Below are 24,613 nucleotides of genomic sequence, written 5' to 3'. Positions count from 1 at the left end.
TTACCGCGGGTCGTTCTGGGCGGCGCCGGCGCCGATCGGGTTGGACGGGCCGCCGTCGATCGGCACGCTGCTGGACGGACGGTTCATGGTCGCCGGCTCGGGCAGACCCGGCGCGCGGCTGCTGCGCGGCGCACGCTCGGTCTCGCGCACCGGCGATTCCAGATCGGCCATCCGGCCGCAGGCGGAGGTCAGGAGGGCGAGCGCGCCCGCGAGGATCAGAGATTTTTTCAAAGGCGGGCTCTCCAGTCGGCGATGCGCGCACGGACCTGTTCCGGCGCGGTTCCCCCATAGCTTTGGCGGCTTTGGCACGAAGCCTCGGCGGTCAGCACCTTGTAAACCGCTTCGGTGATCCCCGGCTCCAGTTTCTGCATTTCTTCCAGCGGCAGTTGCGACAGATCCACGCCCAGCTTCTCTGCCTGTTTGACCGCCGCCCCCGTCACATGGTGCGCCTTCCTGAACGGCAAGTTCAGTTCGCGCACCAGCCAGTCGGCCAGGTCCGTCGCAGTCGAAAAGCCCGCGCCCGCCGCCTGGGCCATTCGTTCGGTGTTGGGTTGCAGGGCCGAAACCATCGCCGTCATCGCGACCAAGGCCAGATCCAGGGCGTCGAACGCCTCAAACACCGGCGGCTTGTCCTCCTGCATATCCTTGGAATAGGCCAGCGGCAGGCCCTTCATCACCGTGGACAGAGCGACCAGCGAACCCATGATCCGCCCGGTCTTGGCCCGCACCAGTTCGGCGGCATCCGGATTGCGCTTCTGCGGCATGATCGACGAGCCGGTGGTCAGGTCGTCGGGCAGGCTGGCGAAACCGAACATCGGCGTCATCCAGACCACGATCTCCTCAGCCAAGCGCGACAGATGCCCGGCCGTGATTGAGGCGGCGGCCAAGCTTTCCAGCGCGAAGTCGCGGTCCGACACGGCGTCCAGGCTATTAGCCATCGGCCGGTTGAAGCCCAGTTCCGCCGCCGTCGCCTGGCGATCGATGGGGAATGGCGAACCGGCCAGGGCTGCGGCTCCCAGCGGGCTTTCATTCATCCGAGCGCGGGCGTCGGCGAAACGTCCGGCATCACGGCCAAACATCTCGACATAGGCCATCAGATGGTGCCCCAGGGTCACCGGCTGGGCGGTCTGCAAATGGGTGAAGCCGGGCATCAGGTCGCCGGCATGCTGTTCGGCGCGCGTCAGCAACGCGGCCTGCAGCGCCTTCAACTGCGCGACCGAGCGATCGCAGGCGTCGCGGACCCACAGGCGGAAATCGACCGCGACCTGATCGTTGCGGCTGCGCGCCGTGTGCAGCCGGCCCGACGGCTCGCCGATCAGTTCATTGAGGCGCGCCTCCACATTCATGTGGATGTCCTCGAACTGGTCACGGAACGGGAAGGTTCCGGCCTCGATCTCGGACTGGATGACTTCCAGCCCGCCCAGGATCGCGTCCGCATCGGCCTGTGAAATGATGCCTTGCTTGGCCAGCATGCGGCAGTGGGCTCGCGATCCGGCCAGATCCTGACGCCACAGGCGCTGGTCGACGCCGATGGAAACATTGATCGCCTGCATGATCTCGGCAGGGCGCGACGAAAAGCGTCCGCCCCACATGTCTTGACCCGCGGGCTTCACCGGCGCAGTCGAACCGCCGGATGGATTGGCGTCGGAAGAAGGTGTTTCGGTCATGAGCGGCTCAAGAAAGGCGATCTGGGCGGTCGTCGGCGCGGTCGTCGTCGTCAGCACCATCGCCGGCGCCGGCGGCATGGCGATGTCGCTATACGCCAATCATCGCCAGAAGGCGCAAGTCGAACAGACCACAACCGCCGCCGAGGCGCCGAAAAGCGATCTGGCGCGCTTCGCGGTCGGATCCCTGGCCGCGCTGTCGACCCCGGCCGAGGCGAAGTCGGCGCCCGAATACGCGTTCCGCGATGGCACCGGCACAGCCGTTCGTTTCTCGGCCTTTCAAGGCAAGGTCGTGGTCGTGAACCTTTGGGCGATGTGGTGCGCGCCCTGCAAGGCGGAGATGCCCACGCTTCAGGCGCTGGCGAAGGCCTATGAGGCGAACGAGGATCTGGTCGTCTTGCCGATCAACGTCGACGCCACGCCCGAAGCCGCAGCCGAAGCGAAACGCTTCTTGGCCGACCACGCGCCCCTGCCCTTCTACAGCGACGCCAAATTCCAGCTGCCGTTCGAGTTTCCCGGCAAGGGCGCCATGCCGCAGACCATCGTCCTGGATCGTCAGGGCCGCATTCGGGCTGTCATGAAGGGCGAGGCGGACTGGTCCAGCCAGGAAGCCCGCGCCCTGATCGATGCGATCCTGGCGGAAGGCGGCGCGCCGCCTTCCGCCTGATCGACTTTTAGTTGTTATTGCCCGGCACGCGCTGGTCGGTCGCGGGATCGATCGCGCCGGGCTTGCCCTCGGCCGCCGCTTCGGCCTGTTCGGTTTCCAGCTTGTCGGCGACCTTGCCGGCGCCGCTCTCGACCGCCTGCGCCGCCTTCATCGCGCCGCCCTCGATCACTTCCCCGGCCTGAGACGCCACATCGGCCGTCTTGTCGGCGGCAGCCTCGGCATGCGCCTCGGTCTTTTCCTGCTCGGCCTGGGTGCAGGCGGCCGCGCCCAGCGTCATTGCGGCGACGGCCGCCATCAGGGCTTTGGTTCGGATCGTCACGACGAAACTCCGGTCAAGGTTGAAAGCTCGACCGAAAAACGCAGCACAACGGCGCAGGTTGCAGCCAGCCAAAGCAACGGCAGTCGTTACGCGCAACTCACGATCGATCGCTGCGCGCGTTGTATTTGATAGTTGGGACGAGACATGAGACCGTAGATCATCAAGGAGACACGCATGTTCGCAACATCATTGGCCTTTGCATCCACGCTAGCATTGCAAGCATTAGCTCAAACCCCTCCAGCGACGACAGCGCCGTCACCTCAGGTTGCCGCTGAGGACCAAGCAGCGCCCCCTCCCCGGGCGCGCCGCGTCTGCGAGCGGCGAGCCCTGACAGGTCGCAGGCTTGAGCAGACCATCTGCTATACGCCTGAGCAATATGCTGCTCTGGTCGAGGCCAAGCGCAAGGAACTTCGCGAAATTCAGAGCCGAGACGCCGTGCAATACGACCGCTCGATCGTCGGCATTCCGCCTGGACCGCTTTGAACTGACGACTTTGCTCAGCATAGTGGAAATGGTGACTGGAGGCGGGATAATGCACAGACCCACATCTCCAGCAACGCGCATTGCGTGCTGAACCAGGCTCAATTACAGGGCAATGACCTGATGCGTTTCCGTCGTCGAGAATGCGCGGCCTAGCAGCGGACACTTTGAAGTTCCGCTGAGGGTGGCTAGCGGACACTACTTTGGGCTGAACTTAGCGATCGTTCGGGCGTCACCCTCAGGCTTAAGGCGCTAGCATCCACCTCCAACATCGAAGCGAGCCGTTTGATGCTTTCAGTCTCAATCTTGTCTGCCCTACTGTTGGCCACGCCGCTCCAGCCGGCTCCGGCAACAGAGCCGCAATTGGCCACATTGCCGGAGGTTGAAGTCACCGGCGTGCCCGAGCGGGATGCGGTGCATGGTTTCGTCGGACGTGTGGCGGCTCCGGCGACTGGTCGCGGTCTAGCGCGTTGGCGAGGGCCCATATGTCCGGCGACGGTCAACCTGCGTCCGGAGGCGGCACAGCCGATTCTCGACCGGGTCAGCGACATTTCGGCCGAGTTGCATCTCCGTCCGGGACAGCCCGGTTGCGACCCGAACCTTGTGATCATCTTCACCAACGACGGGTCTGCCCTGGCGCAGAAAATGGTCGAAAACGACGCCAGACTGTTTCGCGTTGGTGTAGGCGGCCTTGATCGAGGGCCGGCACCACTGCAGGCATTCCAGATCTCAGAAAAGCCAGTGCGCTGGTGGTCACTGAGTATGCCGGTCGATAAGTTCGGCTCAAGGGCAGTGCGCGTGCCAGGCGACCAACCCCGGTTCATCTCTCCAGACATCGCAGAGGCGGCGGGTTGTGGCGGATACGATTGCCCGATTGCCTTCGCGCCCATAGTCGAGGCCACCACGGGTTCTCGCCTGACCGATCAGACGGTCGACGCGCTGTATAAAGTCATCGTCATCGTCGATCTCTCGAAAACCGGGTCGGTCAGCGCTGGGCAACTCGGTGATTATATTGCCATGATCTCCTTGGCCCAGATCGACATGGCGGCCGAAACCAGTTCTTACGAAACCGTGCTTAATCTGTTTGACGACGCCGGCCCCGGGATGACGGACTGGGATAGAGCGTATCTTCACAGCCTCTATTCGCAATACGCATCTCCTCGCTCAGCGTATGCGCAAGCTGGACTGATTGTGAACAACATGCGGCGGAGAGTGCATTCGGCGCCTTAAGCTTGGTCCTGTCCGTCTAATGCTGAACTGTCTCCACTGAAGGAGGCAGGAAGGTCATTAGGAACAGCGAGACATGGTTATCGTCCAAGCGTCATCGGCGCAGGCCGGAGTGACTCGACAGTCCATCTGGATGTACTTCCGCTTCAATTTAAAGCCTTCGCGATGTCAATTAGATCCTAGGCAAAGAGAAAACTATCGTCCGCTACGGGTCGAGTTCAGCCTTAAACTTGCGGCCGAAAAATGGACGTTTGGATGAATATCGCGAAGCTGATGGGTCTACGCGTGAAACGACCCAAACCAAGGACGACTTAAGTTACTGTTGACCAACAACAAAATGGTGACTGGAGGCGGGATCGAACCGCCGACCTGTGGGTTATGAAGCGTCCGTGCCAGACCGCTTAGTCATTTGTTTGTCGCCGTTTTTTCAGGGGCGTCCGTAACTGGTTCGGGACTATTCCGTGACATCGCCTCAAGCGCCGCGCGCACATCGTCCTCGACGGCGTGGGCATAGACCATCGTCGACTTGATATCGGCGTGGCCTAGAAGGCGCTGGGCCATGCGGATATTGCCGGTCGCGCGAAGAGCGGTCATGGCGCTGTGGTGGCGCAGATCGTGGGCGCCCTTCATGCCCTTGCTGGCGCGAAGGCCTGAGGTCGTCATGGCGCGACGCAAGGCGATCGAGGCCCCGTTATAGGTCAGCGCCCGCAGCTTGGCCTGACCGAACTTTGGCGGCTTCATCTCCCGGAACCACACCGTGTCCAGCTTCGCGGCCTTCGCCCTGCCCTTGCGTGCGGCAAGCATGGCGGCGTCGGCCGGCAGGATCGGGATCACGTGGTCGTCGCCGCCCTTGCGTTCTCTCAGCCTGACCCGCGCCCGCGTCGGGTCGGCGACATCGATGTCGTCGAGGCTGAAGAAGAGTTCGGACAGGCGGCAGCCGTATCGCGCGGCGAAGCGGACCATGTCGTGCCAGTGCGGGCGGACCTCGGCCAGCACCAGGTCCAGCTGGCCAGCGGCAAATTCTTTCGGCTTGGGCTTCGGCTCTTTCATCCGAAGCGCCTGCCAGTCGATTTCGGGCAGGGTGGCGCCCCACACCTTGCGGGCACGTATTAGGATCGGCCGAAGGCTGTCGATCATGTCCCGGTTCACCGTGCCATTCGACGGCAGGTATTGTTTGGCGGCCTTCCCTTCAGCCTTGGCGAAGGTCATGCCGCGACGGCGCTGGATCCCGCGCGCGACAACGTCTGTCGTGATGTCTCCGATCGGCGTCTTAGGGCCAATCGCTGTGACGGCGCGCTCGATGCGGCCCTCGAGCCGATCGCCGCCTTTCAATGTCGTTCCGTGCTCGTCCCACCATCTGGCCGCCGCCTCGTCCAACGTCATGCGGCTGGCGTCGTCCAGTTCGCCCTTAGCGGCCTGGACGCGGATGCGGCGTTCTACTTCTTCGGCCGCTCGGCGCGTTTCAACGCCCGTCGAGCCGTGAAATCGACGACCTTTGATTTGGAAGTCGTATTGGAAGTACGGGCTCTTGGCTGGCTTATAGACGGACATGGCGCGTCACTCTCGGTCAGATAGGCGCGGATGTCACCCTCGGTGTAACCGCGCGTCTTTCCGGCCCCCACGCGGACGGTCCGGATGATGCCGGCGTCGGACATTTCGCGCAGGGTTTTCGGGTCGCAGCCGATCACCTTGCAGGCGGCGGCGGCCGTGACAACGGCGGCCTCCGCGAAGGCGGACTGGATGCGCGCCTCGGTCACTGGGCCGATCATGGGCAGGCGTTCTGCGGCTCCCATGGTCACGCGGCCTCTGTCGTGGCAGCTTCGTCGAAATGTTTCGATTTGCTCCCGTGATAATTGTTTCGGCCTTGGACGTCGCAGTTTTGATCGGCGCGTCCCTTGCTGTTGTCTTCGTGCCCAATGGCGATGTCGCCGCCTTCATTCAGCACCCTGCAACCGCCGCCTGGATCCAAGCTCTTGGTTCGATAGCAGCGATTGTCGGCACCTGGGCTGTTGGCGAGCGGCAAGCAGCCCATGCCCGGGCTTTGAGGGACGCGGACGACAGGTCGCGCCTGAAACAAGCCCGCATCGACAGAGAAACTCGAAGGGAGTCCATCCGGGCGATTGCATCCGCCTTCGCCGATTTGACGGTTGAGCGTCTTCGTTCCTGCGAAGTGATGTTGGCCGACAAGCCGGAAGTCGCGGACGCCGAGTCGCTCAGCCGGGATCTGAGTTACACCCGTCAACTCTTGATGGACTTCAAGGTCGCGGATCTCGGCTCGGCTCGGGAGATGTTGATTTTCTCTTCGTTTGCCGGACTTTTGGGCGAAGCGCTGGCGGCGGTCGATCGTGAGGTCGCGGCCGCTCGAAGGAGTTTGACTGGGTGGCTTCCAGCCTTCGGCACCCCGATTCTTACGGAGGTTCGGATAGCGCTCGAGGTTGCGTTGGAAAGACGAACCCAGCTGGCAGAATTGTTCGATGCCGACCGAGCGGCAGAAGCTTTCCACGCCGAAGATTGAAGGTGTCATCGCAGCACCCTCGCGGCCGAGGTTGCGGCGACGCCGGGATTGAGGGTGACGCCGTCGCCGGCGCGCTGACCGTGGTAGGCGCCCCAGTTCATCGGCCGCCTAGCGGATCCCGTCTCGATCTCGACACCGCGCCTGGCCAGCTCTTCGGTTATTAGGGCATTGCGCAGGATGACAAGTCCACGGCCCGGCGGATGGGGCGGGATCATTGCGAGGATCCGTGCGGCGAGCCGATCGGCCATGCCGTCAAGGAAGGGCATCACGCGAGCGGCCTGTTTGATGTGTGGCAGGCGGCTGACGGCACGCATGATCGCTGCCGATTCCGTTCGCATGGCGCGTTCGCAGATGGCCAGCAGATAGGCGGCGATCTCAACCTCGTGCGTCAGGCCGACGAAGGTGATCCGGGTCGGCGCGGCGCGGCCGCCGGTCCAGTACCGGGTGTTGGTCAGCTTGGCGATCGCGCTTGCGGGCTTCCAAAGCTTCAGGCCGACGGTGCCGGCGGCGTCATGCACATGGTCGCCGAAAGGTGAGGCGCGCAGATCGGCCTCGTCCATCGTCATGTTGTAGTCGGCCAGCAGCCGGGCGAGCTTCTCGGCCGCCGCCATGGCCTCGGCCTCGGTGCAGCCGTTCTCGACCGTCTTGGCCCGCAGAGCGCGAATGCGGGCGGCGATGCGTTCGCGCTCGCTCATGTCACCGATCCTTCAGTTCTACTTTTTCGACGCTGGTGAACGGCGTGCTTCAGCTTCGCCGCCGTCATCAGGACGGGCTTCAGTTCGGGCGCGGCTTCGTCGAAGGCGAGGCGCTTCTTGTGCCGGCCGCCATTCAGGTGCGGGAGAACGCCGCGATCGATTAAAGTCCAGTTGGACGGATCGGTGTTGGTCTTGTCGCCGTCGAGGCACTTCAGGCACTTGCCTTCGGGGATCGGGCCGTTGGCCTTTTCCCATAGCCAGCGGTGTTTGTGGACCGGGCGGGTGGCGGCCCCGGTCCAAGGGTTCGGTTCGTCAACAATCAGGATGACGTAGCCATCCTTGGCGTCGATCCGTTCATGGCCCGCGCCACGCCAGGTGTGGGGTTTCGCGCCCTTGACGAACTGCGTCCGCCGGGCGTTCGGGTGCCGTCCGCCCCGGCCTTCCGCGCACGGCTTGCCCTTGTTCGCCGGCGCCTGCCCTTTAGCGAAACAGCCGGTACGGCCGGTCATCCAGCCCTTCCGCTTGCAGAGAGAGTTCAGATTGATGCGCGAGACGTCCGAGCGGCCGAACTGGCCCACAAACGCCCGGTGAAGGGCGTCGCGCGACCAGGTCCGCCGTTCGGCGATCCAGTCCAGTTCCTCGGCGGTGTACCTGATCGCGCGGCCCTTCATTGGCTGGACGGCCCCGCGATCATGGGCAGCTTGTCGTGGAAGCGTTCGCCGTGGGTGGCGATCAGCGTGGCGGCCTTCAGATGCAGATCGGCCGTGCGCAGGATCTGATCGGACAGGTCCACGATGGCGTCAGCGCGCTTGGCCTCGGCCTCGATCTGTTCGACCGTCAGGTCTTCTTCGCCGAGCCGCTCCAGTTGGGCGAACAGGTGGTCGTTGAGGTGGGACAGTTTGTTCTTCATGGGTGATCCTCGACGGTGAAGCGGCGGTCAGACGCGGACCGGCATGACGATATTGACCAGGCCCTCGGCGTTCTTCGCGCCGGGGCCGGGGTCGAGGCGGGCCGGGCTGCCGGGGTCTGTGACGCGGAACAGCATCTGGTCGGCATCGGTCTGGTCCAGCAGGTCGAGCAGATATTTGGCGTTGAAGCCGGTCTCGAATGACGGCCCTTCGCCCCTGACTTCGATCTCCTCGGCCGCGACGCCAGCCTCCATGTTGCGCACGGTCAGCGTCAGCACCTCGTCCGCGATCGTCATCTTCACCGAACGCGACTTCTCGCCGCTGATCAGGGAGACGCGCTTGATCGCCTCCTTGAACAGGGCGCGGTCGATGGTGATCTCGCGGTCCCACTGGCGGGGTGTGATCCGCTCATAGTCAGGATAGCTGCCGTCCAGAGCCTTGGTGATCAGGCGTCCCGTTCCGGTATGAAGCGCGAGGCCTGTGCTGGCGACCTCCAGCGTCACCGCGTCCTTCAGGTCGGCGAGGATCCGGCGCATCTCGTTGGCGGCCTTGCGCGGGATGGTGACCGACGGCATCCGTTCGGTGTCCCCGCACGGCGTCTGATCGCGGACCATGCGATGCCCGTCAGTGGCGACCGTTCGCAACACGCGCTCGCCCTCATCCGACACCATGCAGAGATGGACGCCGTTCAGGTAATAGCGGGTCTCGTCCGTGCTCTGGGCGAAGTGCACCCGGTCGAGAAGCCGGTGAAGTACGGCCGCGTCCAGCGTGAGCGAGACTGCCTCGGTGAGGTCGCCGCGAATGGGGAAGTCGCCTGCGGGCAGGACCGGCAACTGGTAGCGCGATCGGCCGAACTTGACCGTCGCGCGCGGGTCGTCGTGATCGGCCCACTCGATCGCCAGTTCGGCGCCGGGCGGGGCGTTGCGCGCGATCTCGGCCAGGGTGGCGGCGCTGACCGTAAACTCGCCCTCCTGGACGATCTCGGCCGGCAGCTTCTCGACGACCTCGATGTCCAGATCCGTCGCAGTGATCGACAGCCGATCGCCTTCGGCCCGCAGCAGGACGTTGGAGAGAATCGGAATGGTGTTGCGGCGTTCAACGGCGCTGACGACGCGGGCGGTCGCGCGTTGCAGCGCGGGTTGCTGGACAAGGACTTTCATTCGTCTTCCGCATCAAGGCATTCGTTGATCGTCAGCAGCTGGCGACGCAGGCTGCTGAGGTGTTCCTTCGCCGTGCTCATGACGGGTGCATCCCGATGGAGGGCGGCGTGAAGGTTGGCGGCGATTTCGGTTGCCCGACTGGCCGCCTGAATGAGGCGTTCGCTGGGTCCGCTCTCGTCCCAGTCAGGCGAGACGCCCTCAGCGTGGGTGAGCGCCGCTTCGCCCCAGTTCCGGCTCCAGGCGGCTTGTTCGGCCTCACCTCCCCGGTCGATCGCCTTGTGCAGTTCGTAGCGTGCCTGGGTCAGATTGCCGTCGAACGCCAAGTCGCGGTTGGATGGGATCATCGGCGTCATCGGGCGGCCTCCGCCTCGGCGACCAACGCCTTGGCTGCCGCGATCTCTTCAGCGAAGCGGGTGGCGTCGATGACGACGACGGTCGAGCCGGGCCAGTAGGTCGTGACTGTCTCGGTCTTCTTCCACTCATTGAAGAAGTCGATCAGCTTGGGGAGATCTCGGCACTCCGCGTCCTCATGGTGTTCGTCCATGAGGTAGTTTTCGATGGCGTCTTCCAGGTCGAAGTCGAAACCCTTTGCGATCGTGGCGTAGCAATAACTCGGCGACGGGGCGCCGATATCGATGAGATTTTCGACCAGCTCCTCGACGCTGCCAGCGTAAGTTTCCTCGCCATCGCAGACCCAGCCTTTCCATTCGTCGGCCGGTATGGTCTCGGCGGCGATAAGGCTTCGGGCGTCCCGCAGGGCCTGTCGTCTAGCGGTGGCTTCGGGGGACGACTGTTCCGCCCTCGCGGCCTCGCGCTCTTCCAAGTAGCGGGCGGTTTCGGGGGACGGGGCTAGCCGGTCAGCCTGCGGCGCATACCAGACGTTCGGCTCAACACCGTCTTTGGCAACCGCGAGAAGCATCGCCACAGGCTTGGTCAGGTCGATGTCGTCCTTGAACGATACGCGGATATTGTCGGTTGGGATGTCGATCTCAGTCATCACGCCGCGTCCTTCATGTCGTCGGCCATGACCAGCCGGTTGCGGCGCAGGGCGGCTTGCAGGACGTCGCGGCCCTTGCCGTCGAGGTAGGCGTGGCCGATCAGGCGGTCGCGGTCGTTGCCGGCGTCCAGGGCGAAGACGGAAACGGCGCGGCGGTTCTGGGTGTCGCCGTCGATCTCGAGATCTTCGACCTCGACCAATTCAAGGGCCTGTAGGCCGCGCTCGCGCTGGATGTGGCGGGCCAAGGCCTCCAGATCGGGGAAGGCCTTCGGCTTGTCGGCGGGGTTCGCCGTCAGGATGGCGAAGCGGACGTCGTGGGACATGCGGTATCTCCGGCGATACAGGTTGCGGGGTGCAGGGGTCGGGAGGTTGTGGGCGGCCAGCAGGGCGACGCCTTCGATCCAAGGCGGGCGCATCAGGCGGCCGCCTTGATGTTTGACAGCGTGGTGGTGGCCGATCGCGCGCGGGCGAACTTCACCAGTTCAAGGAACGGGTTCGGCCGGCGAAACTGGCCAGCCCGGTTCAGATGAACCCAGATCGCGGCCCAATACCCAAACATCCAGAACTTGTAGCGGGCGAGGCTGTCCCAGGCTTTCGCCTCGGCTTCGTCCAGTTCTCCAGCAATGTTCTCGACCACGTCGACTGAGGGCGGGCGCATCAGGCGGCCTCGTCCCGGCTATCTTCGGCCAGCGCTTCTGCGTCGCGACGCGCTTCCATCTCCGACTGATGGGCCTCTGCCGACTTGATCGGTGGCGTCGCCAAGCCTGCGGCTGAGTTCACGGCCACGACGATCACCTGAAGGAATGTCGTCTCACGATCGTCGGGGTTCCAGATATCGAGATGATTGAGCTGCTCGCCGTTGGCGTCGATGACTTCGCCGTTGTCGAGCAAAGTCCAGGGCAGAGGGTTGTCGATCGCGGCCGTGGCTTCGACGGTCGCGGCTTTCAGATCCTTCGGCGGTGCGGCGGCGGCGGCGTTGAGGGCTTCCAAATGCTTTTGGCGAATGGCGGCGAACCGTGCGGCGGCTTCAGCTGCTTCAGCGGCGCGTTGGGCGGCCTGTTGTTCATGAGCCTTCTGATTGGCGGCTTGACGATCAAGGATCGCCTGCCCCTCAGGCGTCATGTCGAACGGCCCATTGAGCCATTCTGTCAGATAGTTTGCGCCTTCGCTGCTGCGGCCCGCCCAACCTTTCTGCCGGAACTGAAGGGATGCATGACGCTTGGCTTCATCATCAACAAAGAGATCGGCCCAGGCGGTGCGACAGGCGTCGCCAATCGCCCAGTTCGGGAATGACACAGTGAAGTGGCCGGCGGCGCTCCCCCACTCAGCTGGCTTGTCCGAAATCTGAAGTATGCCGGCGGTTCGAAGGCTAGCGACGGCCTGATCGTCGCGGGCGGCCGGACCAACGGCGAGAGATGAACCGAGATAGGTCGAGTGCTTTCGCATCGCGACCGCGATCTCGGCGATGACGAGTTGCTGCTCTGGCGGCAGATTGCCCGGTCGCCATGCCGCATCCCTTGCGTCCTTCGCCGTCAGCTTCTGGCGGGCGTCGCGCACCGACAGGTGTTTGGGGTCGTCGCGCGGCAGGGTCATCCGCTGCTGATCGGCCTCGTCCAGCTTCAGGAAGCGGCGGTGCTGCTGGACGTGTTCGGGGGTGTAGCCGAGGCGTTCGGCGATCAGCTTGTTCTCGAAGCCCAGTTCCGCCAGCTGCTCGAAACCCTTGGCCTTCTCGATCGGGTTCAGCTTGCGACGCAGCAGGTTCTCGGCGATGGCGGCGAAGCGGGTTTCCTTGGCGTCGCGGTCCAGCAGGCGGGCCAGGATCGGCTCTTCCGGTTCCCAATCGCCATCGCTGATCGCCTCGCCAATGGCGCGCCAGCGGCGTTCGCCGGCGACCAGGCGATAGCGCGGCAGGGTCTGTTCGCCGGCCGGGGTGACAACGGTGATCGTCGCATCCTGGAGGTCGTCATCGGCCATGGGGCGCACGACCAGGTTCTGAAGCAGGCCGTTCTTGACGATGTCGGCGCGCAGGGCGTCCAGCTCATCCTTCGCCTCGTCACTGGTCCAGTCCTGACGGGCGTTGTCCGGATCGGGCAGGATCTGGTCGTGGCGCAGCGCCAGCAGGCCGTCCGGAAGGCCCTCCCCGCCCTCCGCGGTTTCGGCGCGGTTGATGGCCTCGAGCTGCAACAGGCCGTCCGGAGTGAGGCCATTGGCAATCGGCTCGGCGAGCAGCAGGCCCGCCCCCTCCATCCCTTTCAGCGTCTTGCTGAGGTTGGAGTGGTCGCGGCCGATCAAAGCCGCCAGGGCGCTGATCGACGGGATTGTCCGGCGGCCCGCCGGCGTGGCTAGGGCGCGCAGGACGTCCGCGTTCTGGACGGCGAGGATGTTCAGTTCGAGCATGATCGGGATCCGGTCAGGCGAAGGCACGCAGCGCGCAGATGGCGGCGGCGATCAGGGTGGCGATGATGAGGAAACGGGCGCCCGTCTTGTTCGGGCGAGGGTTCAGCGGCCCGCCGTCTGGATGGCGGCGATCGGCTTCGTCGGCGACCTGATCCAATCGGAGGGCCGTGCCGAAGGCGCCGGCGAAGGCGTTGTCGGCTCGCAGTCTGTGGGCGACGGCCCGGGCTTCATCCGACGTCAGGAGCCGGTCGTAACCGGGCATGACGACGGCGATGCGGGTTTCGCGAGCAATGTTGCGCGCCGCCACGATGCACGGCTCGGTGTAGCAGGACGCCTCCATCGCGAGGGCGCAGTCGGCGACGCGATCGACGCCAGGGCGGACCGATCGGGCGACCATGGCGTCGACCCGCTGCGCCAGGCGCAGGGTCGATCCGAGAGAGAGGTGACGAACCGGGTTCGTCGGGAAGGGCAGGACGTTGGACATGGCGCGGACGCTCCCGTGGGTGGGTGTCCGCACCGGACCCGGCGGGATTGCCGGTGGCGCTAGGGCAACGCCTTGTCGGTGCGGACAAGGCATAGTCATCCTAGGTGAATATTCACGTCAAGTGAAAATATCACTCTGTGTGAATATTCGTCCGGTTTTGTCGTAGGGAGGCTGGACTCCTGATCACTCTCACGGAATCACTGCCGTTAAGATTTGGAGGGCCAGAATGGCTGACGAACAGACCTATGTGGTTCAGCCGTTCAAGCGCCTGAACGGCGAACTGCATCCCGCCGATATCGTGCGTTGCGATACCGAGGCTCAAGCCTTCAAGCGCGGAAAGCAGATGGCTGAGCGCGTCGCCGGCGCGGTCTTCTATCGGATCGAGACAAGCGCCAGTGGCGATCAGTGGACCGAGGTCGAGGTCTTGGCGACGATCGGCGACGTGCCGAACGAGGCGGCCTAAAGCAGACTGAAGGACACCACGAAGCGGACTGTGGCGGGCGCCTGGTCGGCAGTCTCAGGCGACAGCCTCGCTTGTGTGGCGGCTCGTATCGCCTCGCGTCCGAAACCTTCGCCGGCCGGGCTCTCCGACACGATTGAGCAACTGGCTAAAGAGCCGCTCTTTTGTGCCACGCACTGAAGCGTCACCGAGGCTGATTTCGTCCCTCGCTCCAACGCTCTCGCTGGAAACTCTGGCCGAGGTTGCCGTGCCCACGAAATGTTTGTGATGACTGTCGGCCTCGGTCCCTCCGACTGGGCCTCGGCCTGCTCGGCGGGCTTAGCCGCGAAGGGATCTGCTGCGATGTAGTCAAACCGGCGCTCTCGCTCGGCCTGTGCGGCGTTACTGCGCGCGACATGGGTTATACAGCGTCGCAGCACGTTGGTCGCGGCAGCGGTCCCCTGCAGGCTGAGGTTTGCGACGACAGACTCATCGCGGGTCACGAACAGGCTTGGCGCTGCTGCAAAGGCTTCGAGAAACTCTTGTTCGAAGTTGGCAACAAAGCCCTTGTTTACGTAGTCGGTGACGATGCCTCTGACGCGGCCGGTATAGGCCCATCCACCGATCTGAAAGCGAAGATCATATCGCTCTCCGTCTTTGGCGGACCAATCCATGCTGGTCATTGCCAACATGGTCTTGTCACCGTCGCTCCAGACCGAGAGATTGACCGGCGACCGTCCAGGTATGGCATAATCGGTCTCTAGAGCGCAGCCATCCTCCATTTGGAAGATGTCAAAGCCGCCCGCGCTTGGCCAATCCCGCTGTTCGCTCGCAGCCAGCGCCAAAACAGCAGAAGAGAACGCGGCTGCGATCATCCGTTAGTTCCGGTACGCGGGGTCGCAACATCGTCCTGCGTAGGCGTGGGTTGAGCGACCTCAGCGAGCACGGATTTCAGCCGCCTTAGTTTCATGGCTTCGTCGGGCGCCATTAGCAGCTCCCAGGGAGCGATATTCAGAAGGTCAGCAATCTCGGCGACCTCATCCAGCTTAGCGATCTGAACGCCATGCCAAACCTTGTTTGCCTTGGCGGGCAACCAGTCGAGTTTGGTGATGAGGTCGCGTTGGATCCTGCCTTGGGTAGCGAACCATTCCTGAAGATACCAGAGGGGGCGATCGGGTGCGGCCATGTTCATATCATGTGAAAACGGCCTCCGACTGTCTGTAAGCTCTGGGTGAAAATCTTGGCTTGACGCCATGTTCACTTGAAGTGAACATAGGCCATGGCTTTCATTGATCACCGCAAGGCTCTCGGCCTCACGTTGGCTCAGACCGCTGCTGAGCTCGGTCTTTCCGAGAAATCGGTCGGCTGGCTGAGCGACATCGAAAACGGGAAGCGCGACGCCTCTTTGCGGCTGGCGCTTCGCATTGAGGCGTGGAGTGGTGGGAAGGTGCCCGCTTGGTCTGTCAGCAAGGAGTTGGCGGCTCATCGGGAGAAACTTTCTGGAAGCGGCGACAGCTCGGTTGTGGCGCCGGGCGCGGATCATGGCGCCGAGAAAAGCTTGGCCGTTTTCTCCCCAGCAGGAGGTGCGGCATGAGCGAGATCGCGCCGAACCGCTGGCTGAAGCTGAAGACGAAGCTGCTGATCAAGGCCTGCGGCGGGCTGGAAGAGGCCTCGGCCGCCTGCGCGGAATCATGCCGGCCCTATTCGGTGCCGCACCTGTCCCGTTGCCAGCGGCCCGACGGCCCCGACTTCCTGCCGATCGACATCGTCCTGTGCCTGGAAGCCTATTGCGGCCAGCCGATTGTCACGGCCGCCATGGCCGAGGCGCGCCCGGCCGGCGACGTGGTCGGGTGCCTGCGCGACGAGGTGGCAGACGTCATCGAGCGTGGCGGCGACCTGTCCAAGGCGGTGCGCGCGGCGATGGCGGATGGTCAGGTCGATCCGCGCGAGGGCGCCGAGATCGGCGTGATGCTGGACGCCTTCTTCGAAGATCTGCACCAGGCGCGTCAGGCCCTAGCCGAGGCGATGCGGCCCAGAGAGGCGGCGGCGCGATGAGCGGCAACACGTTCCGCACTGGCTTGGGCGTGTGCCCGACGACCCCGCAAAAGGACATGGCGGCCTTTGACGCCCTGCCGCCGATGGTGCGGGCGCGGCTGCGCGACGCGCCGTGCAATGTCGCCAGCGAGCCGCTGTTGCGGTTCTGGCGCTCGGATATCGGCGACGCGTCCGACCGGCACGACGCCCTACTGGCCAAGCTGGATCGCGGCCTCGGCCGTATCGCGATGGGAGCGGCGGCATGACGCGGATCGATCACGTCGATGCTGACTTCGTGCTGCGCAAACGCGCCCTACGCGCCAGCTGGAGCGCGATCGCCGGGATGACCGGATGTTCGGAGCTGGAGCTGCGGCGCAAGTTCGACGCGTCCATGCCCGCCGTGCCCACCGTCAAACCGGCCCTGTCGCCGCGCGAAAAGGCGGAACGGGCGCTGGTGAAGGCTGGCCTGGGTAAGGATGCAGCGGCCATCGTCGCCCGTCTGTGGCACGCCAATGGCGCCGTTCTGCCCAGCGCACAGTTGGCCCAGGGCATCGCCGGCGGCGGCGCGGCGCGCGCGGTCTGCGTCACGGCGCGAGAGATCGCCAAGGCGCGGCTGGGCCTGACCTTCCGCGACAAGGGGTTCGGCCTGACACCCGCCGATCTGGTCGTCGTGTCGCGGCTGGCTGAAGCCTGGGAGGCCGCTCAGTGAACCGGCGCCCCGGCAAACCGCAGCCGCGACCGGCCGGGGTCAAGAGCCGGGCCGATTGGCGCGGTCTGGTCGAGCTGGCCAAGGCCTGCGCCGATGACGCTGCCGAGGAGGCGTTTGGTCAGGACGCCGAACTGCGTCTGGCCAGCCTGGGCAACCGGGTCAACGGCGCCTCGACCGAGGTGTTTGCGCGCGAAGCCGGGGCGGCGACGACGGACGCCGCGAAAGCCTTCGTGCTGGCGGCAAAGGCATTCGCTCGGCGCGAGACGCCCGGCGAGGTGCGACGGCGACTGGCGGCCTCGGTCGCCGACCTTTCGATGTTTTTGGATCAGCAGCTGACCGGCCTAGCGGACCGGGATTTTCGACAGGCCCATCGCGGCCGTCCGGAGGTGTGGGGATGACAGGACAGATTACCGCCGCCCATGTGGCGCTCGCGGTCGTGGCGGCGTGTCGGATGACGGGCGCGGATCCGCAGGCCGTGTTCGGCCCTGCCCATGGCAACAAACGCGCCCGGCTGATCGCGGCGGCGGGCCTGATGACGGCGCTGAAGCTGAAGCCCCGCGACGTCGCCGGCGTGTTCAAGGTCGATCGGTCGCGGCTGGCCCCGTCCATGCTGCGCAACGCGGACATCGAGGCGGATCACCTCCTGACCGTCGCGGAGGCGCTGCGGACGGGCGGCGTGCTGGATGGCGCGCGCCCACAGCCAAAGGCGGCGGACGCGGATGCGTCGGCGCGTAAGCCCTCGCCGGTTCAGATGCGCCCGGATCGCCCGCTCGCCCCGCCGCCTGCGCCCCCGCCACCGCCGCCCGCCCAGCCCCCCGAACCCGATCGTCCCCGTCCCACCGCGACAAACCCGGTTCGTTCGCGGCCGACGCCGGCGCGGTCCGGCGCGGTCGAAACGCTAAAGGCCGTCAGCGACAACATGGTGCGATGGTCGCGGATCTACCTCTCGCGCGGCGTGCCGATCGGCGACCTGGCCGACCTGTTTGACGTCGACGTCGAGGCGCTGGCCGATCGTCTGAAACCCGAACTGGCGAGGGCGGCCTGATGGGTTTCGTTCACGACGAAGACTATGACATCCCCGACATCACTATTCGCGACATCGCTGCTTGCATTGATCCCGACCAACTTCGCGACTGGCTGGAGACGCTGCGCGACGACAAAGGCGATATCGAATGCCAGATCGGCGCGGCGAAGCTGAGTGGCCAGTTCGACGCGGGGTGGATGGATCGCGCCCGCTCGGCGCTCGGCTTCGCCGCAATGGGGGTGAAACGCGTCGAGCGGCGAATGCTCGCCTTGGGCCTCGATCCGACGCCTGCCGTCGCGCGAGATGCTGTGGCCGAGATCGACCTGCGCTTTCAGCGAGCGAAGCAGGATCTGGCCAAGGCGAGCGCCTCCGCCGCTTTCGGCAGGCACCTCCTGGCTGCGGTGCGTTTGCAGGCTGATCCTCGGCTCGCAACCGCGATCATCGAAGCGGCCGCGACGGCTGCCGCGAACGACGGGGGCTCGGCCAAGCCATGACCGCCGACATCGTCAACTTCCCCGCTCGCCCGCCCGGCGAGCCTGTCCGCGTGCGTCGCGTTGCGGCTGCGGGCGACATCGTCGTTCTGTGCCTGAACGCCACTGTCGGGCTCTGGGCAGCCTGGCCCGTCGCAGTCGTCGATGATGACGGGGTGGTGCTGGGCGTCACCAGTCGCGCCGGCAAGATGCTGGGCGTCGATCGGCTGAACTGCTCGCCCGACGTCCTGGCGTTCCGCGCCGCCGATCATGATCCGGAGGCCTTCGCCGGCCTGCGCTGGCGGATCTGGATGGATCAGGGCGATGCGGTGATCGCCTTCGCCGAGATCGCGAGGTCACCCGATGTGTGAGCGGTGCAATCTTCTGGCGGCCGAGCTGGCGCAGATGAAGGATGAGCTGGCCGAATGGCGGCGACAGGCGTCGGAAGATCGCAGCGTCGTCGTCCACGGTGAGGTGCGCGACCGCTGGTCCAGGACGCTGCGTCTGGCCCCGTTGCTGTCGCAGGCTGTCATCCTGCTGGTTGAACGTGCGGGGCGCGCGGTGCGCTATGACGCGATCGCGAGGGCGACCTGCCGACACTTCGACGATCTTGCCGACCCCTGCACGAGCGCCAAGGTCACGGTGCACAAGGTGCGCCGGGCGATGGCGGCGGTCGGCATCAACGACGGGATCGAGACGGTTTGGGGCGTCGGCTATCGCATGCGCCCGAATGCAGCAGCCGCGCTGAGGCGGGTCGTATTCGGCCCTGATACGCCCGCCATCGTCGAGGTGGCGGCATGACGCGTGACCTGTTCGGCGAAACGGCTCGGCCGGCCCCGAAGGCGGGCGAGATCGCCCTGGCGATGGTCCTGCACGGGCAGACCGACAAGGCGTGGCTGCTGGCTGAGACCAACGATTGGGGCGACGCGCAGTGGGCGCCGAAGTCGCATGCGAAACGCGGCGAGGGCCGGGACGAGAACATCTGGACCATGCCGACCTGGCTGGCCCGGGAACGGGGGTGGATGTGAGTAAGCTTGGGGAGGCCGGCGCGTTCGAGGCGGCCTTGAACCTGCTGCGCGAGCAGCTGCGGGCGGTGGCGGACGTGCGCCGTCAGATCGCCAGCGATGAGGCGCTGCGGGCGGAAGATCCGAAGCATCAGCACGCGCTGATGGTCCAGACGCTGAACGAGATGGGGCAGCTGGGGCGCGCGATCAGCACGCTGGAAGCTGTCGAGGCCGGGCGGATCGTGGTCGCACCGGAGACGGTGCTGCGGCCCCGCGTGGCGGCGGCCGACTTGCCGCCGATAGAGCGGACCAGCGCCTTGGCACTGAAGACGCCCAGCGCGCCGCTGGGGGCCTTGTCATGAGGCATACTGGGCATGAGCTAATGGAGGCGAATCGCTATGGCGGTCAGCAAGGCGCAGCGGATGCGCATCTTCGTGCGCGACAATCTCATCTGTCGCTATTGCCGTCGGGTCTGCGTCATCATGACGACGCCCTCGCTTCAGCCGCCGGAGACGGCGACAATCGATCATCTGGACCCGGACGGCGGGGACGACGATCGCAATCTCGCCACCGCCTGCAAGGGCTGCAACAGCCGCAAGCACGCGCGCACCGAAAGACAGTTTCAGGACTACATGCTGGAACGCTTCGACTGGGACGAGACGCGGCTCTAACGCCTGCTGCTCTGGTCGGAGGTCGACCATGAGCGATGTCGCTGTCACGTGGGCGAAAGCTCAAAGCTGCCTAACCAGGGCAGGTAAACCTGATCGCACGGCCAAACAGGTGCTGGTGCATATGGCCTCCTATGCCGATGCGGCGGGTGAGGCTTGGGCGCTTGTGTCCGTCTTAGCTCTGGAAATGGAGGTGGACGAGCGCACCGTCGAACGGGGACGGAAAGCCCTGGTCGCTAGCGGCCTGCTGCTGAAGACCGATCAGATGAAGATCCACCGGGGCAAGAGGGTGCCGATCTATCAGCTGCCTCTAGACGTTGGACATGCCTCGACGGTTCGACGGCTAAAAGCTGAACGGGCCGCGTGGGGCGACACGGGTGACGCCCCTAGGGGCGACATGGGTGTCGCCCGTGAAGAAACTGGGGCGACACGGGTGTCGCCCCAAGATGTCTCAGATGTCACCCCTAGGGGCGACACGGGTGTCGCCCAAATAGGGAATAGAATTACTCAAGGGCTAAAGCCCTCCGCGAGTGCGTGCGCGAGCGAGGCCGCAGGGAAGGCGTGGGCGACGAAGGCGCCGGAGCGGGTCGCCCCGCCACGGGTCGAGGCGTCATGGCTCAATGCCGTCGAGCGCAGCCGTGAGACCGACGACCGGATGCTGAGCGCGGTTCGGGCCTGTGTCGCCCGCGATCCTGACTTCGGCCGGGGCAAGGCGATGAACCTGGACCGCTGGCTGGATGAGGATCGGTTCATGGCCTGGCTGCCGGACGACGGCGCGCTGGCGCAGGCCCCGATCATCCTGGGCTGGGCGGGACCGGCGAACGTGAAGGCGGCCGTCATGGACGCGATGGGGGAAGCGGGCGTGGCCAGCTACCTCAATCACGCGGGCTGGGACGAAGGGCTCTGCGCGGTCGTCGCGGCGACGAAGATCGGGGCGCAGCGCCTGACGGATGGGGCGGGTTCGGCGCTGAAGGCGCTGGGCGTCCGGGTGATGACGAAGGGGGCGGCGCATGGGTAAGGCGGCGATGTCGATGCGGCTGAGCGCAGAGCAGCTAGCGCGCATGGAGGCCAGCCGGGCGCGGCGCGTCGCCGGTCCCGTCGAGATGGTGGTGTCGGGCGTGACCCTGCGCCCTTCGCAGCGGGATGCGCTGATGGAAGCCGAGCGTCTGGCCGGCGGCGGCCTGGCTGAGCGACGCAAGGCGGCCATGCTGGTCCGCCTGGTCGAGGGGCAGTTGAAGGCGGCGCGTGATGGGGCGGCCGTCGAGGCTTCGATCGAGGACACGTTGCTGCGGGCCGAGGCGCGCGGCGAGGCGTTCGAGGTCGAGACGGTGGCGGTCGGCGAGTTCCGGCGCGACGACAACGGCGGGCTGGCGCGGCTGAAGGGTCAGCCCATCCTCGACGTTCAGACCGTTCGGCGGGCGCGGCGCATCGATGGGATCGCCAGCCTCTATCGGGCCGGGCACCTCGACGATGACCAGCTGCGGATCGCCGACGAGTATCGCCAGCTGGTCGAGGCGGCCCGTCCGCCGGTCGGCGTCGCGACGATCGAGCCACGCGTGGGCCGGGCATGGGCGGATCCGGAGGCTCCGATGGCGGCGGCGATCGAGCGAGGACAGGCCGGCGCGCTGCTGTCGAGAAAGCACGCGGCGCTGACGCCGGAACAGGCCGCCGTGCTTCAGGCCGTCGCCGGTCGCGGTGAGAGCATTCGGGGGCTTACGGGCGGCGGTCGTCGGTGGCAGACGAATCGGTCGCTGCTGATCGAGGCACTTACACTTTCCGACAAAGTTCGATCGGTCGAGAAAATGTAGGTTGTCGGACGGGAACGCTAAGTGCATCCGTTCCCTCACTTCCAGAGGTGCGACCCCAGCCCGCCCGGCCATGCCGAGGCGGGTTTTTGGTGGCCGCAAAAGGCCACGGGTCCTTCCCCCAAACCCTGACGTATACGGGCAGCTTGGGCATGTAGGTTCTCAAGCGAAGACCTAAAATGCGCATAGCACGGATCGCGCACGGATCAGGTTTGGCGCACGGGTGAACGCACATGAACGCACGGATGCAGTCAGCACCGTCGGGCTTCGTGACCGTCGCCCAGGCGGCGGCCGAATTGACGCGACGCGGGGATAAGATCGACGCCTCGAACGTGTCGAGGTATCTCGCCCGCAACCCCGACATCGCCTCTCGAAAAGAAGGCCGATGCCGATACGTCGATCTAGCGGCGTTGATCCTTCATCGCTCGGGTAACACGCTGTCGATAGGGCGGCGCGACATGGTCCCGGAGGATGCTGTACCAACTGGCCTGGACGATGATGATGGCGGCGGCGTACCGCTGACGCCCGGCATCGCCTCGGAGATCCAGCAGGCCAACCTTCGCCTGAAACAGCTTCAGGTCCGCGACAAGGAACGTGAAGACGCACTGGCCGAGGGCGACCTTGTGCCGGCGGCTGACGTCCTGGCCGTCATCAACGGCGTGATGCAGACCTTCGTGACAGAGTTGGAGCGGGTCGAGATGTCCATTGCCACCCGCCACGGCCGCGTCGTCGCTGCTGATTTCCGCAAGGCGCGAAAGGATGCCCAGGCAGCGGCATCAGCCAAACTAAAGGTCTCGGCCGAAGCGCAACTGCACCCGTCTGTCTCCGGTATGATTGCCGCCGATCAGGCCGCTGCACCCTGACGCGATGACCGCAATGTCGCTGGCCGCTGCGGCGGTCTACGCGGGTGTGGCGGCGGCGATGGCGCCCGCCCCCGAAACGAGCATTTCAGAGTGGGTTGCGGGCGGCGCCGACGGCGGGCCGGTTATCCTGTCGGCGCGAACAAACACGCCCAAAGAGGGGCCGATCAGTTTCGACGGCGTCGAGTATCTACGCGAGCCGCTGGATCGTCTGCACCCAGACGATCCAGCATCGCGGGTCACCATTCGTGGCGGGGCGCAATCCGCCAAGAGCACCGTCGGACAGCTCTGGGTCTGCTGGTCGGTCGAGAACAATCCGCGCTCTTTCGCAATCGGCCTGCCTTCGGCGGGCGAGATTACGAAATACAACGAGCTGAAGCTCGAGCCACTGCTGGACGATAGTCCCCGGCTGAAAGACCGCATCGACCGCCGCGTCATCCGTGGCCGGCCGATGTCGGATGGCAAGAAGAAGACGCTGAAGACGGGCGCGCAGATCCGCCTCTTCAATCTCGCGTCACCCAAAGAACTACAGATGATCTCGACCGGGAACCTGATCCTGGAAGAGGTTGGCAACGCCCTCGTCGATGTTGGTGAGCGCGGCTCTCCGGTCGCCCAGGCACGCGAACGTCAAGCCGCCTATTCGGTGATCGGTTCAAAGGAACTGATGATCTCGACACCGTCCGTGCTGGGTGAGTGCGAAGTCTCGAAGGCCGAAGAGGCGGGCGACCAGCGCCGATTCTATGGCCAGTGCCCTCACTGCACCGGCTTCTTCCACCTCGAGCCGGAGGACTTCAAACCGGCTTCGCCGAACGGCACGCCTCATCACTTCGTCTGCCCTCCCTCGGAGGGCGGATGCGGCGGCGTGTTGGAAGAGACGGACATGCTGACGTTCCGCCCCGCCGGGATCTGGCTGGCCACCTTCCCGAGCCAGAACGAGGATAACCCGGCGCCAGCCAAGTTCGTCGCAGCTGAAGACGTCCATGGCTATACGCGCCGAAACTGCGAAGGCCGCGAGCCCAGCTACTACATCTGGCAGGCATACTGCGGCCTGATCAGTTGGGCAAAGATCGCCAAGTCCATCGCCGACGCCAAGTCGCCAGCGGAACTGAAGACCCTGGAGCAGCAGACCTTCGGTCGCGCTTGGGATCCTTCGGTCGAGGCGATGAGCTGGGAGGAACTTCACCGCCTACGCGAGCCATACGAACACTCCATCGTCCCGGCAGGGGCGGAGTATGTCACGGCCTTCACCGACGTCCAGGGTGCCTACCTCGAAGGCGGCGCCATCGCCTGGGGGCCGGGCGGCGAGTGGTGGGTCATCGATCGTTGGGTCATTCCGGGCGACACAGCCGGCGACCAGGTCTGGTTCGAACTCGACGAGATCTACCGCCGAACCTACCCCCATGCCGAAGGCGGCGAGCTGGGGATCGAGGCGTTCGGCGTCGACACCGGCTTCAGAACCCAGCGCGTCTATTCCTTCTGTCGCGGGCGTCCCCGGTCTTACGCCATGGATGGCCGGCCGGGTTGGAAAGTGCCGATCCTGGGCAAGGCCAAGCCGGTCAAGGTGGTCGAGCAGGGCCGGGTCAAGGGGCGCGTCAAGCTGTGGCCGTCCGGCACGTGGGAACTGAAGGCCATGTTGGCCTGGTCCCTGAAGCTTTCGACCGAAGCGGGCTACGCAGTCCGTCAGCAAGGTCGGGGACACTGGTCCATGGCCGAAGACGAGGCCTGGGCGCAGCAGATCACGGCAGAGGGTCTGGCCGAGGAAACCGACGACCGCACCGGCGAGATCAAGCGTTGGTGGAAAAAGCTGCGGGACCGCAACGAGTGGGTGGACATCTGGGTCGGCGCCCGCGCGCTGGCGTGGAGCCTCGGGGTCGGCGCGCCGGCTAAGAACGGCGCAGAGAATGTGGATTGGGCCGCACGCGCCGCTGCGCGCGGCCAGGGCTCGGCATCGGCGCCTGACCTCTTCTCGGGGGAAAAGACGGCGCCGAAGTCCGCAGTTGCGTTGGAGCCGTCCGATCCGACGCCGCCGGCGAATGACAAACCGGGTTCGTCGGAACGTCGGTTCTTCCGTAAGAAACGAGGCTGAG

General features: G+C 65.3%; 38 protein-coding genes. 21 read left to right on the top strand and 17 right to left on the bottom strand.

All coding sequences use genetic code 11. From position 1 onward, the window contains the following. Entirely contained in the window at positions 1-231 is a 231-nt protein-coding gene (locus PFY01_RS03265) for a hypothetical protein (RefSeq protein WP_055807399.1), read from the bottom strand. Continuing rightward, on the bottom strand, positions 228-1,667 hold the full coding sequence (gene argH, locus PFY01_RS03260; protein WP_420197041.1) for an argininosuccinate lyase: 1,440 nt from the start codon (positions 1,665-1,667) through the stop codon (positions 228-230). The genes PFY01_RS03265 and argH overlap by 4 nt, the downstream gene beginning before the upstream one ends. Between argH and PFY01_RS03255 the strand changes: the two genes are divergently transcribed. Next, entirely contained in the window at positions 1,666-2,331 is a 666-nt protein-coding gene (locus PFY01_RS03255; protein ID WP_271042413.1) for a TlpA family protein disulfide reductase, read from the top strand. The genes argH and PFY01_RS03255 overlap by 2 nt on opposite strands. Positions 2,332-2,338: 7 nt before the next feature. Here PFY01_RS03255 and PFY01_RS03250 read toward each other — a convergent pair whose 3' ends face one another. Continuing rightward, on the bottom strand, positions 2,339-2,650 hold the full coding sequence (locus PFY01_RS03250) for a hypothetical protein (protein WP_174086463.1): 312 nt from the start codon (positions 2,648-2,650) through the stop codon (positions 2,339-2,341). A gap of 174 nt (positions 2,651-2,824) precedes the next feature. Here PFY01_RS03250 and PFY01_RS03245 point away from each other — a divergent pair, with 174 nt between their 5' ends. Together PFY01_RS03245 and PFY01_RS03240 are read left to right on the top strand one after the other, a co-directional pair. Then, a complete protein-coding gene (locus tag PFY01_RS03245) occupies positions 2,825-3,133 on the top strand; it encodes a hypothetical protein (protein ID WP_199059955.1) in 309 nt (102 codons plus the stop codon). A gap of 360 nt (positions 3,134-3,493) precedes the next feature. Further along, positions 3,494-4,360: a hypothetical protein gene (locus PFY01_RS03240; RefSeq protein WP_271042412.1), complete on the top strand. Its 867-nt coding sequence runs from the start codon at positions 3,494-3,496 to the stop codon at positions 4,358-4,360. Between the two features lie 402 nt (positions 4,361-4,762). Here the strand turns inward: PFY01_RS03240 and PFY01_RS03235 are convergent, their stop codons facing one another. Both PFY01_RS03235 and PFY01_RS03230 read right to left on the bottom strand, forming a co-directional pair. Beyond that, positions 4,763-5,908 carry a tyrosine-type recombinase/integrase gene (locus tag PFY01_RS03235; RefSeq protein ID WP_271042411.1) on the bottom strand — a complete coding sequence of 382 codons (1,146 nt, stop codon included), beginning with the start codon at positions 5,906-5,908 and terminating at the stop codon, positions 4,763-4,765. Next, a complete protein-coding gene (locus PFY01_RS03230; RefSeq protein WP_271042410.1) occupies positions 5,794-6,156 on the bottom strand; it encodes a hypothetical protein in 363 nt (120 codons plus the stop codon). Before PFY01_RS03230 ends, PFY01_RS03235 begins: the two co-directional genes overlap by 115 nt. 80 nt (positions 6,157-6,236) lie before the next feature. Here PFY01_RS03230 and PFY01_RS03225 point away from each other — a divergent pair, with 80 nt between their 5' ends. After that, entirely contained in the window at positions 6,237-6,872 is a 636-nt protein-coding gene (locus tag PFY01_RS03225) for a hypothetical protein (RefSeq protein ID WP_271042409.1), read from the top strand. Positions 6,873-6,877: 5 nt separating this feature from the next. Here PFY01_RS03225 and PFY01_RS03220 read toward each other — a convergent pair whose 3' ends face one another. The 10 genes from PFY01_RS03220 to PFY01_RS03175 are packed head-to-tail and all read right to left on the bottom strand — an operon-like array spanning position 6,878 to position 13,513. After that, positions 6,878-7,567: a DUF7168 domain-containing protein gene (locus PFY01_RS03220; RefSeq protein ID WP_271042408.1), complete on the bottom strand. Its 690-nt coding sequence runs from the start codon at positions 7,565-7,567 to the stop codon at positions 6,878-6,880. Continuing rightward, positions 7,564-8,238, bottom strand: a complete 675-nt coding sequence (locus PFY01_RS03215; protein ID WP_271042407.1) for an HNH endonuclease — start codon at positions 8,236-8,238, stop codon at positions 7,564-7,566. The genes PFY01_RS03220 and PFY01_RS03215 overlap by 4 nt, the downstream gene beginning before the upstream one ends. Continuing rightward, positions 8,235-8,477: a hypothetical protein gene (locus PFY01_RS03210; protein WP_271042406.1), complete on the bottom strand. Its 243-nt coding sequence runs from the start codon at positions 8,475-8,477 to the stop codon at positions 8,235-8,237. Before PFY01_RS03210 ends, PFY01_RS03215 begins: the two co-directional genes overlap by 4 nt. Positions 8,478-8,504: 27 nt before the next feature. After that, a complete protein-coding gene (gene dnaN, locus PFY01_RS03205; protein ID WP_271042405.1) occupies positions 8,505-9,635 on the bottom strand; it encodes a DNA polymerase III subunit beta in 1,131 nt (376 codons plus the stop codon). Then, positions 9,632-9,988: a hypothetical protein gene (locus tag PFY01_RS03200; protein WP_271042404.1), complete on the bottom strand. Its 357-nt coding sequence runs from the start codon at positions 9,986-9,988 to the stop codon at positions 9,632-9,634. Before PFY01_RS03200 ends, dnaN begins: the two co-directional genes overlap by 4 nt. Then, positions 9,985-10,632 carry a hypothetical protein gene (locus PFY01_RS03195; protein ID WP_271042403.1) on the bottom strand — a complete coding sequence of 216 codons (648 nt, stop codon included), beginning with the start codon at positions 10,630-10,632 and terminating at the stop codon, positions 9,985-9,987. Before PFY01_RS03195 ends, PFY01_RS03200 begins: the two co-directional genes overlap by 4 nt. Further along, positions 10,632-11,048, bottom strand: coding sequence for a hypothetical protein (locus PFY01_RS03190; protein ID WP_271042402.1), 417 nt, complete (start codon positions 11,046-11,048; stop codon positions 10,632-10,634). Before PFY01_RS03190 ends, PFY01_RS03195 begins: the two co-directional genes overlap by 1 nt. Beyond that, the gene (locus PFY01_RS03185; RefSeq protein WP_271042401.1) at positions 11,048-11,290 is read right to left on the bottom strand and encodes a hypothetical protein; all 243 of its coding nucleotides are present in this window, start codon (positions 11,288-11,290) and stop codon (positions 11,048-11,050) included. Before PFY01_RS03185 ends, PFY01_RS03190 begins: the two co-directional genes overlap by 1 nt. Beyond that, positions 11,290-13,029, bottom strand: coding sequence for a ParB N-terminal domain-containing protein (locus tag PFY01_RS03180; RefSeq protein WP_271042400.1), 1,740 nt, complete (start codon positions 13,027-13,029; stop codon positions 11,290-11,292). Before PFY01_RS03180 ends, PFY01_RS03185 begins: the two co-directional genes overlap by 1 nt. A 13-nt stretch (positions 13,030-13,042) precedes the next feature. Next, positions 13,043-13,513 (bottom strand): hypothetical protein, encoded by a 471-nt coding sequence (locus tag PFY01_RS03175; protein ID WP_271042399.1) that lies wholly within the window; start codon positions 13,511-13,513, stop codon positions 13,043-13,045. A gap of 226 nt (positions 13,514-13,739) precedes the next feature. Here PFY01_RS03175 and PFY01_RS03170 point away from each other — a divergent pair, with 226 nt between their 5' ends. Continuing rightward, a complete protein-coding gene (locus tag PFY01_RS03170; RefSeq protein ID WP_271042398.1) occupies positions 13,740-13,976 on the top strand; it encodes a hypothetical protein in 237 nt (78 codons plus the stop codon). Here PFY01_RS03170 and PFY01_RS03165 read toward each other — a convergent pair. Further along, positions 13,973-14,827, bottom strand: a complete 855-nt coding sequence (locus PFY01_RS03165; RefSeq protein ID WP_271042397.1) for an energy transducer TonB — start codon at positions 14,825-14,827, stop codon at positions 13,973-13,975. The genes PFY01_RS03170 and PFY01_RS03165 overlap by 4 nt on opposite strands. Next, on the bottom strand, positions 14,824-15,138 hold the full coding sequence (locus tag PFY01_RS03160) for a hypothetical protein (RefSeq protein ID WP_271042396.1): 315 nt from the start codon (positions 15,136-15,138) through the stop codon (positions 14,824-14,826). Before PFY01_RS03160 ends, PFY01_RS03165 begins: the two co-directional genes overlap by 4 nt. Positions 15,139-15,231: 93 nt before the next feature. Here PFY01_RS03160 and PFY01_RS03155 point away from each other — a divergent pair, with 93 nt between their 5' ends. The 16 genes from PFY01_RS03155 (at position 15,232) to PFY01_RS03080 (ending at position 24,612) form a co-directional block, all read left to right on the top strand. Further along, positions 15,232-15,546: a helix-turn-helix transcriptional regulator gene (locus PFY01_RS03155; protein WP_271042395.1), complete on the top strand. Its 315-nt coding sequence runs from the start codon at positions 15,232-15,234 to the stop codon at positions 15,544-15,546. Next, entirely contained in the window at positions 15,543-16,007 is a 465-nt protein-coding gene (locus PFY01_RS03150; RefSeq protein WP_271042394.1) for a hypothetical protein, read from the top strand. The genes PFY01_RS03155 and PFY01_RS03150 overlap by 4 nt, the downstream gene beginning before the upstream one ends. Continuing rightward, a complete protein-coding gene (locus PFY01_RS03145) occupies positions 16,004-16,252 on the top strand; it encodes a DUF6525 family protein (protein ID WP_271042393.1) in 249 nt (82 codons plus the stop codon). The genes PFY01_RS03150 and PFY01_RS03145 overlap by 4 nt, the downstream gene beginning before the upstream one ends. Next, positions 16,249-16,695 (top strand): hypothetical protein, encoded by a 447-nt coding sequence (locus PFY01_RS03140; RefSeq protein WP_271042392.1) that lies wholly within the window; start codon positions 16,249-16,251, stop codon positions 16,693-16,695. Before PFY01_RS03145 ends, PFY01_RS03140 begins: the two co-directional genes overlap by 4 nt. After that, positions 16,692-17,093 (top strand): hypothetical protein, encoded by a 402-nt coding sequence (locus PFY01_RS03135; protein WP_271042391.1) that lies wholly within the window; start codon positions 16,692-16,694, stop codon positions 17,091-17,093. Before PFY01_RS03140 ends, PFY01_RS03135 begins: the two co-directional genes overlap by 4 nt. Further along, a complete protein-coding gene (locus tag PFY01_RS03130) occupies positions 17,090-17,740 on the top strand; it encodes a hypothetical protein (RefSeq protein ID WP_271042390.1) in 651 nt (216 codons plus the stop codon). Before PFY01_RS03135 ends, PFY01_RS03130 begins: the two co-directional genes overlap by 4 nt. Further along, complete coding sequence (locus PFY01_RS03125; RefSeq protein ID WP_271042389.1) at positions 17,740-18,213, top strand: hypothetical protein; 474 nt, start codon at positions 17,740-17,742, stop codon at positions 18,211-18,213. Before PFY01_RS03130 ends, PFY01_RS03125 begins: the two co-directional genes overlap by 1 nt. Continuing rightward, positions 18,210-18,560 carry a hypothetical protein gene (locus PFY01_RS03120; protein ID WP_271042388.1) on the top strand — a complete coding sequence of 117 codons (351 nt, stop codon included), beginning with the start codon at positions 18,210-18,212 and terminating at the stop codon, positions 18,558-18,560. Before PFY01_RS03125 ends, PFY01_RS03120 begins: the two co-directional genes overlap by 4 nt. 34 nt (positions 18,561-18,594) lie before the next feature. Continuing rightward, the gene (locus PFY01_RS03115) at positions 18,595-18,990 is read left to right on the top strand and encodes a helix-turn-helix domain-containing protein (protein WP_271042387.1); all 396 of its coding nucleotides are present in this window, start codon (positions 18,595-18,597) and stop codon (positions 18,988-18,990) included. Continuing rightward, a complete protein-coding gene (locus tag PFY01_RS03110; RefSeq protein ID WP_271042386.1) occupies positions 18,987-19,217 on the top strand; it encodes a hypothetical protein in 231 nt (76 codons plus the stop codon). The genes PFY01_RS03115 and PFY01_RS03110 overlap by 4 nt, the downstream gene beginning before the upstream one ends. After that, positions 19,214-19,555, top strand: a complete 342-nt coding sequence (locus PFY01_RS03105) for a hypothetical protein (protein WP_271042385.1) — start codon at positions 19,214-19,216, stop codon at positions 19,553-19,555. Before PFY01_RS03110 ends, PFY01_RS03105 begins: the two co-directional genes overlap by 4 nt. Positions 19,556-19,591: 36 nt before the next feature. Next, entirely contained in the window at positions 19,592-19,864 is a 273-nt protein-coding gene (locus PFY01_RS03100; protein ID WP_271042384.1) for an HNH endonuclease, read from the top strand. Positions 19,865-19,892: 28 nt separating this feature from the next. Continuing rightward, positions 19,893-20,879: a helix-turn-helix domain-containing protein gene (locus tag PFY01_RS03095; protein ID WP_271042383.1), complete on the top strand. Its 987-nt coding sequence runs from the start codon at positions 19,893-19,895 to the stop codon at positions 20,877-20,879. Then, positions 20,872-21,669, top strand: coding sequence for a hypothetical protein (locus tag PFY01_RS03090; RefSeq protein WP_271042382.1), 798 nt, complete (start codon positions 20,872-20,874; stop codon positions 21,667-21,669). Before PFY01_RS03095 ends, PFY01_RS03090 begins: the two co-directional genes overlap by 8 nt. Before the next feature lie 266 nt (positions 21,670-21,935). Continuing rightward, positions 21,936-22,529, top strand: coding sequence for a hypothetical protein (locus PFY01_RS03085; RefSeq protein ID WP_271042381.1), 594 nt, complete (start codon positions 21,936-21,938; stop codon positions 22,527-22,529). A 4-nt stretch (positions 22,530-22,533) separates the two neighbouring features. Continuing rightward, positions 22,534-24,612, top strand: a complete 2,079-nt coding sequence (locus tag PFY01_RS03080; protein WP_271042380.1) for a terminase gpA endonuclease subunit — start codon at positions 22,534-22,536, stop codon at positions 24,610-24,612. Position 24,613 lies beyond the last annotated feature (1 nt).

The organism is Brevundimonas vesicularis (genome assembly GCF_027886425.1).
GTDB classification, from domain to species: domain Bacteria; phylum Pseudomonadota; class Alphaproteobacteria; order Caulobacterales; family Caulobacteraceae; genus Brevundimonas; species Brevundimonas vesicularis_C.
This window is presented reverse-complemented; position numbering and strand designations above follow the sequence as displayed.

Coding starts and splice junctions, on each gene's coding strand:
- PFY01_RS03160 (WP_271042396.1), bottom strand. CDS start 15,138: ATGGCCGCACCCGATCGCCCCCTCTGGTATCTTCAGGAATGGTTCGCT.
- PFY01_RS03170 (WP_271042398.1), top strand. CDS start 13,740: ATGGCTGACGAACAGACCTATGTGGTTCAGCCGTTCAAGCGCCTGAAC.
- PFY01_RS03125 (WP_271042389.1), top strand. CDS start 17,740: ATGGGTTTCGTTCACGACGAAGACTATGACATCCCCGACATCACTATT.
- PFY01_RS03090 (WP_271042382.1), top strand. CDS start 20,872: ATGGGTAAGGCGGCGATGTCGATGCGGCTGAGCGCAGAGCAGCTAGCG.
- PFY01_RS03080 (WP_271042380.1), top strand. CDS start 22,534: ATGACCGCAATGTCGCTGGCCGCTGCGGCGGTCTACGCGGGTGTGGCG.
- PFY01_RS03210 (WP_271042406.1), bottom strand. CDS start 8,477: ATGAAGAACAAACTGTCCCACCTCAACGACCACCTGTTCGCCCAACTG.
- PFY01_RS03130 (WP_271042390.1), top strand. CDS start 17,090: ATGACAGGACAGATTACCGCCGCCCATGTGGCGCTCGCGGTCGTGGCG.
- PFY01_RS03100 (WP_271042384.1), top strand. CDS start 19,592: ATGGCGGTCAGCAAGGCGCAGCGGATGCGCATCTTCGTGCGCGACAAT.
- PFY01_RS03185 (WP_271042401.1), bottom strand. CDS start 11,290: ATGCGCCCGCCCTCAGTCGACGTGGTCGAGAACATTGCTGGAGAACTG.
- PFY01_RS03140 (WP_271042392.1), top strand. CDS start 16,249: ATGACGCGGATCGATCACGTCGATGCTGACTTCGTGCTGCGCAAACGC.
- PFY01_RS03145 (WP_271042393.1), top strand. CDS start 16,004: ATGAGCGGCAACACGTTCCGCACTGGCTTGGGCGTGTGCCCGACGACC.
- PFY01_RS03150 (WP_271042394.1), top strand. CDS start 15,543: ATGAGCGAGATCGCGCCGAACCGCTGGCTGAAGCTGAAGACGAAGCTG.
- PFY01_RS03215 (WP_271042407.1), bottom strand. CDS start 8,238: ATGAAGGGCCGCGCGATCAGGTACACCGCCGAGGAACTGGACTGGATC.
- PFY01_RS03155 (WP_271042395.1), top strand. CDS start 15,232: ATGGCTTTCATTGATCACCGCAAGGCTCTCGGCCTCACGTTGGCTCAG.
- PFY01_RS03235 (WP_271042411.1), bottom strand. CDS start 5,908: ATGTCCGTCTATAAGCCAGCCAAGAGCCCGTACTTCCAATACGACTTC.
- PFY01_RS03245 (WP_199059955.1), top strand. CDS start 2,825: ATGTTCGCAACATCATTGGCCTTTGCATCCACGCTAGCATTGCAAGCA.
- argH (WP_420197041.1), bottom strand. CDS start 1,667: ATGACCGAAACACCTTCTTCCGACGCCAATCCATCCGGCGGTTCGACT.
- PFY01_RS03110 (WP_271042386.1), top strand. CDS start 18,987: ATGACGCGTGACCTGTTCGGCGAAACGGCTCGGCCGGCCCCGAAGGCG.
- PFY01_RS03190 (WP_271042402.1), bottom strand. CDS start 11,048: ATGCGCCCGCCTTGGATCGAAGGCGTCGCCCTGCTGGCCGCCCACAAC.
- PFY01_RS03195 (WP_271042403.1), bottom strand. CDS start 10,632: ATGACTGAGATCGACATCCCAACCGACAATATCCGCGTATCGTTCAAG.
- PFY01_RS03200 (WP_271042404.1), bottom strand. CDS start 9,988: ATGACGCCGATGATCCCATCCAACCGCGACTTGGCGTTCGACGGCAAT.
- PFY01_RS03180 (WP_271042400.1), bottom strand. CDS start 13,029: ATGCTCGAACTGAACATCCTCGCCGTCCAGAACGCGGACGTCCTGCGC.
- PFY01_RS03165 (WP_271042397.1), bottom strand. CDS start 14,827: ATGATCGCAGCCGCGTTCTCTTCTGCTGTTTTGGCGCTGGCTGCGAGC.
- PFY01_RS03255 (WP_271042413.1), top strand. CDS start 1,666: ATGAGCGGCTCAAGAAAGGCGATCTGGGCGGTCGTCGGCGCGGTCGTC.
- PFY01_RS03095 (WP_271042383.1), top strand. CDS start 19,893: ATGAGCGATGTCGCTGTCACGTGGGCGAAAGCTCAAAGCTGCCTAACC.
- PFY01_RS03220 (WP_271042408.1), bottom strand. CDS start 7,567: ATGAGCGAGCGCGAACGCATCGCCGCCCGCATTCGCGCTCTGCGGGCC.
- dnaN (WP_271042405.1), bottom strand. CDS start 9,635: ATGAAAGTCCTTGTCCAGCAACCCGCGCTGCAACGCGCGACCGCCCGC.
- PFY01_RS03120 (WP_271042388.1), top strand. CDS start 18,210: ATGACCGCCGACATCGTCAACTTCCCCGCTCGCCCGCCCGGCGAGCCT.
- PFY01_RS03115 (WP_271042387.1), top strand. CDS start 18,595: ATGAAGGATGAGCTGGCCGAATGGCGGCGACAGGCGTCGGAAGATCGC.
- PFY01_RS03175 (WP_271042399.1), bottom strand. CDS start 13,513: ATGTCCAACGTCCTGCCCTTCCCGACGAACCCGGTTCGTCACCTCTCT.